General features: G+C 67.7%; 9 protein-coding genes and 1 pseudogene. 6 read left to right on the top strand and 4 right to left on the bottom strand.

Translation table 11 applies throughout. The features are described 5' to 3' along the window. Positions 1-180 (bottom strand): annotated as a pseudogene (locus KBZ04_RS09525) (50S ribosomal protein L21); the annotation flags it as partial. A 150-nt stretch (positions 181-330) separates the two neighbouring features. On the opposite strand from KBZ04_RS09525, the gene KBZ04_RS09520 reads away from it, so the two are divergent. From KBZ04_RS09520 to kaiC, 3 genes are read left to right on the top strand one after another with little or no spacing between them, the layout of a single operon-like run. Next, on the top strand, positions 331-1,179 hold the full coding sequence (locus KBZ04_RS09520) for a circadian clock protein KaiA (protein WP_254991711.1): 849 nt from the start codon (positions 331-333) through the stop codon (positions 1,177-1,179). A 9-nt stretch (positions 1,180-1,188) separates the two neighbouring features. Then, the gene (gene kaiB, locus KBZ04_RS09515) at positions 1,189-1,551 is read left to right on the top strand and encodes a circadian clock protein KaiB (RefSeq protein WP_254991710.1); all 363 of its coding nucleotides are present in this window, start codon (positions 1,189-1,191) and stop codon (positions 1,549-1,551) included. Between the two features lie 58 nt (positions 1,552-1,609). Next, complete coding sequence (gene kaiC / locus KBZ04_RS09510) at positions 1,610-3,154, top strand: circadian clock protein KaiC (RefSeq protein WP_254991709.1); 1,545 nt, start codon at positions 1,610-1,612, stop codon at positions 3,152-3,154. 6 nt (positions 3,155-3,160) lie between these two features. Here the strand turns inward: kaiC and KBZ04_RS09505 are convergent, their stop codons facing one another. Genes KBZ04_RS09505 through purD form a run of 3 tightly spaced genes read right to left on the bottom strand, consistent with a single transcriptional unit; the run spans position 3,161 to position 7,409 of the window. After that, positions 3,161-3,967 carry a hypothetical protein gene (locus KBZ04_RS09505; protein ID WP_254991708.1) on the bottom strand — a complete coding sequence of 269 codons (807 nt, stop codon included), beginning with the start codon at positions 3,965-3,967 and terminating at the stop codon, positions 3,161-3,163. A gap of 35 nt (positions 3,968-4,002) precedes the next feature. After that, positions 4,003-6,054, bottom strand: coding sequence for a sensor histidine kinase (locus KBZ04_RS09500; protein WP_254991707.1), 2,052 nt, complete (start codon positions 6,052-6,054; stop codon positions 4,003-4,005). Continuing rightward, positions 6,051-7,409 carry a phosphoribosylamine--glycine ligase gene (purD, locus tag KBZ04_RS09495; RefSeq protein ID WP_254991706.1) on the bottom strand — a complete coding sequence of 453 codons (1,359 nt, stop codon included), beginning with the start codon at positions 7,407-7,409 and terminating at the stop codon, positions 6,051-6,053. The genes KBZ04_RS09500 and purD overlap by 4 nt, the downstream gene beginning before the upstream one ends. Before the next feature lie 115 nt (positions 7,410-7,524). Here purD and KBZ04_RS09490 point away from each other — a divergent pair, with 115 nt between their 5' ends. The 3 genes from KBZ04_RS09490 to KBZ04_RS09480 all read left to right on the top strand — a co-directional run. Continuing rightward, entirely contained in the window at positions 7,525-8,649 is a 1,125-nt protein-coding gene (locus KBZ04_RS09490; RefSeq protein WP_254991705.1) for a hypothetical protein, read from the top strand. A gap of 2 nt (positions 8,650-8,651) precedes the next feature. Beyond that, complete coding sequence (gene purC, locus KBZ04_RS09485) at positions 8,652-9,404, top strand: phosphoribosylaminoimidazolesuccinocarboxamide synthase (protein ID WP_254991712.1); 753 nt, start codon at positions 8,652-8,654, stop codon at positions 9,402-9,404. Positions 9,405-9,447: 43 nt separating this feature from the next. Then, on the top strand, positions 9,448-10,606 hold a 1,159-nt coding region (locus KBZ04_RS09480), incomplete at its 3' end, for a POTRA domain-containing protein (RefSeq protein ID WP_315860100.1).

Here is a 10,606-nt window from a genome sequence, read left to right as displayed (position 1 = left end):
CTCCAGGGTGACGTTGCTGTCGACGTCGGCGCTGAGTCGATCCAGGTCGACGTAGCGGTCGGTCAGGAGCCAGAACTGCTGACCGGAGGCTTCGACGATGGCGTAGGCACCGGTGGTGTCCGTCGTGGCGGCTCCTGCCGCGACGTCGCTCGGGAGGTCCTGCTGGGGGGCTTGGGTCATCACGTCAAGGGGCGTGGCCAGGCTGGCGGCAGGGAGCCGCCATTGGGCCTGGGCGCACGGAATCGAAAGACAGAACTAAGATCCTCCCGTCCGGGCCCACCTTCCGTCAAGATTCAGCCCGCCCAGGGGAGCTCCCCGCCGCAGCGGTCGATGCCCCAACCGGTTCTCACCATCCTTGCCCTCATCCAGACCCCCGCCCTGGCCGAGGCCTGCGTCCAGTGGCTGAAGGGCGGGCGCTACCAGCTGATGCCGGTGGATCCCGCCATCGAGCCCCTGGCGCAGCTGGAGCGCCACCTGGAGGACATCGACGGACTGCTCCTCGAGGAGGGGGCCATCGAGGGAGGCTTCTTCGGCACCCTGCACGACCGCGGGCTGGAGCTGCCAGCCGTGCTGATCGGACCCGTCAGCGGCGACGTGCTCTTCCATGGCGCTGAAGTCCGCCTGCCCCCCGACCAGCTGGAGCAGTTGAGCTACAGCCTCGATGCGGCCGTCTCCCGGTTTCTGCGCAGCCACATCCCCCCGGCCAGCAGCGAAGCCCAGGCGGCCACCCCCGATGGCTGGAAGCTGTCGAACCGGCTGAACGGCCGTCTTGGCTATCTCAGCGTTTATTACAAACGGGATCCCTCCCGCTTCCTGCGCAACCTGGAAGCCGAGGAGCGCGACGAGCTGCTCGACTCCCTGCGGCGCACCTACCGCGATCTGCTGATCAGTTACTTCAAGGATCCGGCCACGGCCAACCAGGCGATCGAAAGCTTCGTGAACACAGCCTTCTTCGCCGATCTGCCAATCACCAAAATGGTCGAGATCCACGTGAATCTGATCGAAGAGTTCCGGAAACAGCTCATGCTCAAAGGACAGAAGAACGATTTCCTGCAGGACTACCGCCTGGCCCTCCTTGACGTCATGGCCCACCTCTGTGAGATGTATCGGCGCTCCATCCCTCCGGACGTGCCGATCGTGCCTGCCCCCATGTCCGAAGCCTCCAGCCCCTCCGCCTGAGCCGCAGCCATGACGTTTCGCAAGACCTACATCCTCAAGCTCTACGTGGCAGGCAACACGCCCAACTCCATGCGGGCTCTGAAGACACTCCGCGACATCCTCGAGTCCGAGTTCCGTGGGGTCTACGCCCTGAAGGTGATTGACGTCCTCAAGAATCCGCAACTGGCCGAGGAGGACAAGATCCTGGCCACACCCACCCTGGCGAAGATTCTCCCGCCGCCCGTGCGTCGGATCATCGGCGACCTTTCCGACCGGGATCGGGTGCTGATCGGCCTCGATCTCCTCTACGAAGAGCTCTCGGAGGAGGACTTCAAGCTGGACATCGACGATCTCGAAGCAGGCGGTGAATCCTCGCCTCCCGAATCCTCCTGAAGCCGTCCAGGGCAGTCGTCAACCCAGTCCCTTATCCCCTTCCCTTTCCACCCCTTCGATGCCGGATCCCAACGACCACGACCTCACCGCCAACCGGATGCAGATGCAGAAGCTTCCCACGGGAATCGAGGGCTTCGATGACATCTGTCATGGCGGTCTGCCGATCGGTCGATCGACCTTGATCAGTGGCACCTCAGGAACCGGGAAAACGGTCTTTTCGCTGAACTTTCTCTGCAACGGGATCCGCCAGTTCAACGAGCACGGCATCTTCGTCACCTTTGAGGAATCTCCCCTCGACATCCTTCGCAACGCTTCCAGCTTCGGCTGGAACCTGCAGGAGATGGTGGAGCAGAATAAGCTGTTTGTCCTCGACGCCTCCCCGGACCCGGATGGCCAGGAGGTCTCCGGAAGTTTCGACCTCTCCGGGCTGATCGAACGCATCCACTACGCGATTCGCAAATACAGAGCGAAGCGGGTGGCGATCGACTCGATCACTGCCGTCTTCCAGCAGTACGACGCCATTTCCGTGGTACGCCGGGAGATCTTCCGGCTGATCGCCCGGCTCAAGGAGATCGGCGTCACCACGGTGATGACCACCGAACGGGTCGATGAATACGGCGCCATCGCCCGCTACGGCGTCGAAGAATTCGTCTCCGACAACGTCGTGATCCTGCGCAACGTGCTGGAAGGAGAACGGCGGCGGCGCACGGTGGAAGTGCTCAAGCTCCGGGGCACCACCCACATGAAGGGGGAGTTTCCCTTCACCATGGGCAGCCACGGCATCAGTGTGTTCCCACTGGGGGCGATGCGCCTCACCCAGCGCTCCTCCAACGTGCGCCTCAGCTCGGGCGTTCCCCGGCTCGATGAGATGTGCGGGGGTGGCTTCTTCAAGGACTCGATCATCCTGGCGACCGGCGCCACCGGCACCGGCAAGACCCTGCTGGTCAGCAAGTTTGTGGAGGACGCCTGCCGCAGCAAGGAGCGGGCGATCCTGTTCGCCTATGAGGAATCCCGCGCCCAGCTGCTGCGCAACGCCACCAGCTGGGGCATCGATTTCGAGCAGATGGAGCAGGACGGCCTGCTCAAGATCATCTGTGCCTATCCGGAGTCCACTGGCCTGGAGGATCACCTGCAGATCATCAAGACGGAGATCAGCCAGTTCAAGCCATCCCGCATGGCGATCGACTCCCTCTCCGCCCTCGCTCGGGGCGTCAGCCACAACGCCTTCCGCCAGTTCGTGATCGGGGTGACGGGGTATGCGAAGCAGGAGGAAATCGCCGGCTTCTTCACCAACACATCTGAAGAATTCATGGGCAGCCACTCGATCACCGACTCCCACATCTCCACCATCACCGACACGATTCTGCTGCTGCAGTATGTGGAGATCCGCGGTGAAATGGCCCGGGCCCTGAACGTGTTCAAGATGCGCGGCTCCTGGCACGACAAGGGCATCCGGGAGTTCGTGATCACGGGCAACGGACCGGAGATCAAGGATTCCTTCGCCAATTTCGAGCGCATCATCAGCGGTGTCCCCCATCGCATCACCACCGACGAACGGGCCGACCTCGGGCGCATCATGCGCAGCGTGGATGGGGAGAGCTGAACCCGATCAGGCGTGCCGCCTCCCACTGTGCAACGCCCTGAGGTTGGAGCGGTGGAAGCGGGCCATTAGCAGCGGCCGCAGCAGCCTTCGGTAGTGGCGAGTAATGTACTCGATTCTACTGTTGAGGCGGGGTTGCTCACGCCCTGCCTTGGTGATGAGGTCGTCAGGGGCACCGAGAATCCTCAGGAAACAGGGCAGGACGCCTTCCGTGGAAACGGCCTGATCGTAGTCGCGAAGCAGAAGGCGGGATGTCGACAGATGACGCCAGCGGCGGGCGAAGGCAGCGAAATCGAAGTAATGGACCGAGCCGCCGAATCGCTGCGTTTGGGAGTACTTCCCCTTGGCGAGAATCGAGAGAACGAAGCCCGGGTAGCCGAAGCGGGGACGCACGCCACATCCCCACAGAGTGGTGTAGAGCGATTCCGAATAGTCGTCGACACGGCGCAGGAACATCACCCAGGTCACCGAGTGCCCCTCCCGCCGCAGGGCGGTCTCTAACCGATCCAGCCCTTCCGGCTTCTCCACGAGGCAGAAGAAATCCTCACTACTGATCACAGCCCGGCGAGAACGCAGCGAACGGTCGGCGAATCGCAACTCTTCCAGGAGCTCGTTCAAGCCCCCAAGAGCGGAGTCGTAGCGGGTATCACCCGCCAGCTGGAAGGCCAGATTGTGATGGCCTGAGGTTTCACAGAGGGTGCCGGCCGAGGGAACAAGGATTCCGGCTGCGGCGAGCTCACTGGCGCAACTCCTCAGACAAGCCTGCAGAGATGTGGTTCCTGTCTTATGGGTTCCGATATGGATGAAGACATGCATTCTCGGTGGGAGACGCCTTAATGGCAGTCGCGATCCTAGGCGGGGATTCTTCGCTCCGCTTCGATGTCGGCCATGGAGGCGGAACGCTCCACCTGGACCTGCAATTCATCGCCGTCGGCGTGCTCCAGGGGCAGGTCGAACCAGAAGGTGGTGCCCACACCGGGCTCACTGGCCATGCGGGCCTGGCTGCCGTGTTTCTCGAGAATGCCGCGCACGATGGAGAGTCCCAGCCCGGTGCCGGCCTCGGTGTGGACGGCATTTTCGACCCGGAAAAACCGCTCGAAGATCCTGGTCTGGTCGGCCTCGGAGATGCCGCAGCCGGTGTCGGCGATCTCCACCCGCAGCCTGGGCAGGGGGGAGGTGAGGGCGCAGCAGGGGTGGTCGCCGGCGCTCGCGCCGGGATCCAGCAGGCAATGGTCGGGCCAGGGGTAGGCCCACAGCAGCAGCTGGCCGCCGCCCTGGGTGAACTTGAGGGCATTGCCCACCAGGTTGTCGAACACCTGCAGCAGCAGATCCCAGTTGCCGCGGACCCGGGGCAGGTGCTGATCGGCAGCGAAGATCAGGGTGACCCCCTTCTCCTCAGCGTTCAGCCGGTAGGTGCGCAGGGTCTGCTCAATGGCCGGCGCCAGGTCCAACGGCTCCAGCTGCCAGACCCGGTCGGATTCCAGCCGCGACAGGTCGAGCACGTCGGTGACCAGCCGTGACAGCCGGTCGGTCTCGGCGTTGGCGATGCCCAAAAATTCCTTCTGCTCCTCGGGGCTGAGCAGGTCGCCCATGTCGTGGAGCGTCTCCACGTAACTCTTGATGTTGCAGAGGGGGGTGCGCAACTCGTGGGAGACATTGCTGATGAAGCGGCTCTGGGCCGCATTCAGCTCCACCTCCCGGGTCAGGTCCTGGATGGTCATGGCGATGCCCTTGAGGCTCTCGCCGCTGGCATCCCGCACCGACTGGAGCACGATGCGCAGGGTGCGGGCGGGATCGCCGAAACTGCAGCGCACCTCGGTGTTGTCCCGCTCGCTCAAGATCAGGCTCTCCAGCGGATCGTGCAGTTCCATCGCCAGCCGATCGGGCAGTTCGGCCGCCAGTTCGCTGCCCTCCAGGTTGCGCCCCTCCCAGCGGAACAGGCGCCGGGCGGTGGGGTTGGCCAGCACGATGTGGCCTTCCGCGTCGAGCAGCACAGCCCCATCGGCCATGGTGGCGATCAGCGACTGCTGCTTCACCTGGGCGGCGGTGAGTTCCTCGATGTTGGCCGCTTTGTAGACCTCCAGCTGGGAGGCCATGGTGTTGAACCCGTTGAGAAGTTCGCCGAGCTCTCCCCCCACCGGCAGGGCGATGCGGGTCTCGAAATTGCCGCCGGCGATCGAGCGCACCCCCCGCAGCAGCTCCTTCACCGGCTGGGTGATGGTGAGGGCATTGAACACCGAGCCCAGGATCACCAGCACCCAGATGGAGATGAACACCGCCACGGTGACTTCACGGGTGAGGGCGGCACTGGCCAGGAGTGTTTCGTTGGGGTTGATGCCCAGCGCCACCACGCCCAGATAGCGGCCGTCGCTCACCATCGGCACGAACACATCGGTGACCTGGCCGTCCGGGGTGAGGTGCTGGCGGATCAGGGGGTTGTCGGGGCGGCGCTGGATGTCGGCCGGCAGCTCCAGGCGGCGGCTGAGCAACCGTTCACCCCTGCCGGTGCTGCCGCCCATGGGGATGCCCAGATAGATCACGCCGTCGGAATCGGCGAAGAAGATGTAGCGAAGGCTGCGGCTGGACTGCCAGAAGCGTTCGGCCACCGAGGCCAGTTCGCGGTCGTTGCCCTCGGCCACCAGGGGAGTGACATTGGCCGAGAGCAGCAGCCCGAGATCGCGGGCAAAGCGGGTGTCGCTCATGCGGGCATCGCGCTGGATGCCATTGAGCGCCAGGAAGGTGATGCCCGTCATCAGCAGGCTCACCACGAGGGTGGCGACCGCCAGCAGCTTCGTCTGCAGGCTGAATTCGGCCCACCAACGCCGCAGGCGCGCCCGCCACTGGTTCAGGGAGTCGGCTGGGTCGCCGCCGCTGCGGGCGTGGCCTGGGTCGCTGAGCGTCATGGCCGCACCGGCGGACGGGTCCGCACCTGGTGGCCGATGTCGCGGCGGTAGACCATGCCCTCGAAACCCACCTGCCCCAGACCGGCATAGGCCCGCTCGAAGGCGGCATCGAAATCCTCGGCCTGGGCCACCACGGCCAGCACCCGCCCGCCGGCCGTGACCACATGGCCGCCCTCACCGCGTCGGCTGCCGGCGTGGAACAGCTGCAGGTCGGGGTCGTCCGTCAGCTCCCCATGGATCGGATCGCCACGACGCACCGCGCCGGGATAGCCCTCGGCGGCGGCGATCACGCAGGCACTGCAGCGGGGCTCGATCGTCAGGGGCGGGGCCTGCTCCAGACGGCCGGTGGCACAGGCCAGCAGCACCCGGGCCAGCTCAGGGCCCAGCAGGGGCATCAGGGTCTCGCATTCCGGGTCCCCGAAGCGGCAGTTGAACTCGATCACCCGCAGGCCGTCCCCGGTGAGCATCAGGCCGGCGAAGATCACGCCGCGGTAATCGATGCCCCGGGCCCGCAGGGCCGCCAGGACCGGCTCCAACACCAGCTGGCGCACCTGCTCCAGTCCCGCCCCATCCAGCAGCAGGGCGGGGGCATAGGCCCCCATGCCGCCGGTGTTGGGGCCCGTGTCCCCTTCGCCGATGCGTTTGTGGTCCTGGGCCGGGGGCAGCAGCACCATGCTGCGGCCGTCGGTGAGGGCGAACACCGACACCTCCGGGCCGTGCAGGCGCTCCTCCAGCACCACCGAGGGGGCGGCGGCCGGCCCACCGGTCGCGGCGGTCTGGAAACGGCCGGCGAACACCTCCTCGATGGCGTCGCGGCACTGCTCGAGGCTGTCGGCCACCGTCACGCCCTTACCGGCCGCCAGCCCATCGGCCTTCACCACCAGGGGGCGGCCGTGCTGCTCCAGGGCCTCCAGGGCCTCCTGCCGGGACGTTGCCGCCCAGTAGCCCGCCGTGGGCACGCCCGCCTCCCGCATCAGATCCTTGGCCCAGCGCTTGCTGGCCTCCAGCAGGGCCCCATCCGCCCCGGGACCGAAGACCGCCAGCCCCTCCGAGCGCAAACGATCCGCCAGACCGGCCGCCAGCGGCGCTTCCGGCCCCACCACCACCAGGTCGATGGCCCGTTCGCGGCAGGCCGCGGCCAGGGCCTCCTGGTCGGATTCGGCGATGGCCAGCTGGCCGCAGCCCGCCAGGGCCGCGGTGCCGCCGTTGCCAGGGGCCACCAGCACCTGCTCCACCCCCGGACAGCGCGCCAGCGCCCAGCCCAGGGCGTTCTCACGGCCACCGCCGCCCACCACCAGGATCCGGGCCGGCACCGGGCCAGCGGCGGGAACAGCAGTGGCGGTGGGTGAAGCCATGGGTGGAACCGGGGAGGCAGGACGGGGGGTGGATCGGGGAGGAGAGCTCCCCTAGGTTGAGCGCCGGCACGGGTGCTGCACCGGTTGCCCTCACCTGCCTTGCTGCCACTCCCCTTTGCCATTCTCTCCGACCGCCGCCTCGACCGCTGCCCCGCCCAGCGGATCCGGCCCGACCACCGCCCTTTCCCCGGGCAGGCGGCGGTGGCCCCTGGAGTGGCGGCGGTGCCTGCTGAGGACCCTCGGAGCCCTGGCCCTGCTGGGCCTGTTCACGCCGCTGGGGGCTGCGGCGGCCATCCCCGCGCCCGCGGCGCCGGCGGTGGCACCCGACCAGGCACAGGAGGACGCCGAAGAACCACCACCGCTCCTCAGTGACAAGGCGTTCGCCGACCTGCTGCGCGACGGGGACCTGGAGCAGCTCGATGCGGCCTGCCGCCAGAGCGCCGATGCCGATCTGGGCGAGCGCCTGAGGCAGCTGCAGCAGCGGCTGCTGACGCTCCACCCGGCCCCCCAGCCCCTGGAGGTGGTGCTGGCCAATGCCGACGTGCTGCTCAGCTGCCGGGCCCCCAGCGAGGCGATGGACGTGCTCAACCGCTTCGGACCGGCCGCTGGAGCCGAGCGGGTGCAGTGGTTGCAACTGCAGTGGCGCGCCGCTTCGGCGGGGCTGGACCACCGCCGGGCGGCCCTGGCCCTGGAGCGGCTGCGGCAGGAGAGCGGCACCTCCCTCGATGCCATCCCCCTGCCGCTTTTGCGGCGCGAGGACGGCACCGTGATCAGCCGCTCCGCCCTGGAACTGCTGGCGCTGCATCTGGAATCGCGGGGCTTCCCCAAGGTCGGCGGCGAGCTGCTGGTGCGGGCCCGCCAGGGCGGGCTGACGGGGGCCCTGCGGCTGCAGCAGGCCGTGGGGTTGCTGGCGGAGCTGCCGGCGACGGAGCGGGAGGCCCTGCTGGAGGCGGCCCTCGACCAGGCGGCGGCGGCGGGGGCCTGGGGCCTGGTGGCGGAACTGCTGGACACCCAGGCCGCCCTGCCCTCGGGGCGGGCCGTGGAGCGGCGCCTGCGGCTCAGTGGCCGCCTCGACGACGCCTACGGGGAATGGCGCTGGCGGCGCGAGGATCCGGCTTCGGCACCACGCACCCGTCAGCTGGAGATCCAGCTGCGCTCCCCCCGCGACCCCGGCGGCCATGCCGCCGATCTTCCGGTACCGGCGACGGAACCGGCCCCGACCACCACTCCCGCCCCATGACCCTGCCCCCTGCCACCGGCCCCCTCCTCTACGAAGGCAAGGCGAAGCGGGTGTACGCCACCGATCAGGTCGACGTGGTGGCCGTGGAATACAAGGACGACGCCACGGCCTTCAATGCCCTCAAGAAGGCCCAGCTGCTCGGCAAGGGGGCCCTGAACTGCCGCATCTCGGCCCTCCTGTTCGAGCATCTGGAGCGGCTGGGGGTACCCACCCACTACCTGGGCCTGCACGGGGATCACTGGATGATGGTCCGGCCGGTGCGGGTGGTGCCGGTGGAAGTGGTGGTGCGCAACGTGGCCGCCGGTTCCCTCTGCCGCCAGATGCCGATCACGGCAGGAACTCCCCTGGACCCGCCGCTTCTCGATCTGTACTACAAGGACGACGCCCTGGGCGATCCCCTGCTCAGCGAAGTGCGGCTGGAGCGACTCCAGCTGGTGACCTCCGCCCAGATGGAGGCCATCAGGGACCTGGCCTACCGCGTCAACGACGCCCTGCGCCAGCTGTTCGCCGAGGTGGGGCTCGAACTGGTGGATTTCAAGATCGAACTGGGGTTCACAGGCGCCGGCGCGCTGGTGGTGGCGGACGAGATCAGCCCCGACACCTGTCGCCTCTGGAACCGAGCGGTGAGCGATGCCCAGGAGCGCATTCTCGACAAGGATCGTTTCCGCCAGGACCTGGGCGGCGTTGTCGAGGCCTACGGGGAGGTCCTCAAACGGGTCCAAGGGGTCTGTCCCGAACCGCGGGTCTACGGGTAAGGTCAGCGGAATTTGCGGCCTGGCCGCTCTGCAGACGACATCCATGATTGGCGTTCGCCTCGGCAGGCCCCACATCCTTCGAAGCGTCACGCCCCGGGCGGCGACCGCCTCCTTGCCACTGCTCGTGGCCTTGCTGCTGGCCGGCGGCCAGTCCAGGGCGGCCGAGAGTCCCCCCACCAAGCGGGAGGGACAGGCCCCGGTGCCCGCATTGGCCCAGGCCGGCGCCGATCCTTTCGCCGCCCCGGCGGACACCACCCCTCCGGCCGGGGCATCCCCGGCGGCCCCGGCCCCCGGAGCCACCCCCGGCAGCCAAGCGGTTCCGGTCACGCCAGCCCCCGCCACCCCAGCCCCGGGGGCCCCCGCCGCCAGCGACGACAGGCCTGGTAAGCCCTCCCTTGGACCGGCCCCCGCGCCTGCCGCATCGGCCGAGCCGCGCGTGCTGATCAGCGAGGTGGTGATCGAGGGGCTCGCCGACCACCCCGAGCGGGAACGGCTGGAGCTGGCGGCCTACGCCGCCATGGCGGTGACGCCCGGCAATGCGATCACCCGCAGCGAACTGGAAACCGATCTGCAGGCCATCTATGCCACGGGCTGGTTCTCCGATGTCCGGATCCAGCCCCAGGACGGCCCCCTCGGGGTGAGGCTGGTGGTCTCGGTGGTGCCCAACCCGGTGCTCACCAAGGTGAGCCTCGACCCCGCCGACGCCAAGGTGCCGCCGACGGTGGTGCAGGACACCTTCGCCGGCGATTACGGCAAGACCCTCAACCTGGTCACCCTGCAGGGCCGCATGCAGGAACTGCAGAAGTGGTATGCCGACCAGGGCTTCTCCCTGGCCCGCGTCACCGGCCCCTCCCGGGTCGGCCCCGATGGCGATGTGCAGCTGCTCGTGCGCCAGGGCACGGTCAAGGGTGTGGAGGTGCAGTTCCTCAACAAGGAGGGTTCGGCCACCAACGACAAGGGCCAGCCGATCAAGGGCAAGACCAAGGAATGGGTCATCACCCGGGAGATCTCGATCAAGACCGGCGAGGTGTTCAACCGCCGCAACCTGGAGGACGACCTCAAGCGCCTCTACGGCACCGGCCTGTTCAGCGACGTCAAGGTGACCCTGCGGCCCGAACCGGAGGATCCCGGCTCCGTGGTGATCGTGCTGGGGGTGGTGGAGCAGTCGACCGGGTCCCTCTCCGGCGGTCTGGGCTACAGCC

This window comes from Cyanobium sp. N5-Cardenillas (genome assembly GCF_024345515.1).
GTDB lineage: Bacteria > Cyanobacteriota > Cyanobacteriia > PCC-6307 > Cyanobiaceae > Cyanobium.
This window is presented reverse-complemented; position numbering and strand designations above follow the sequence as displayed.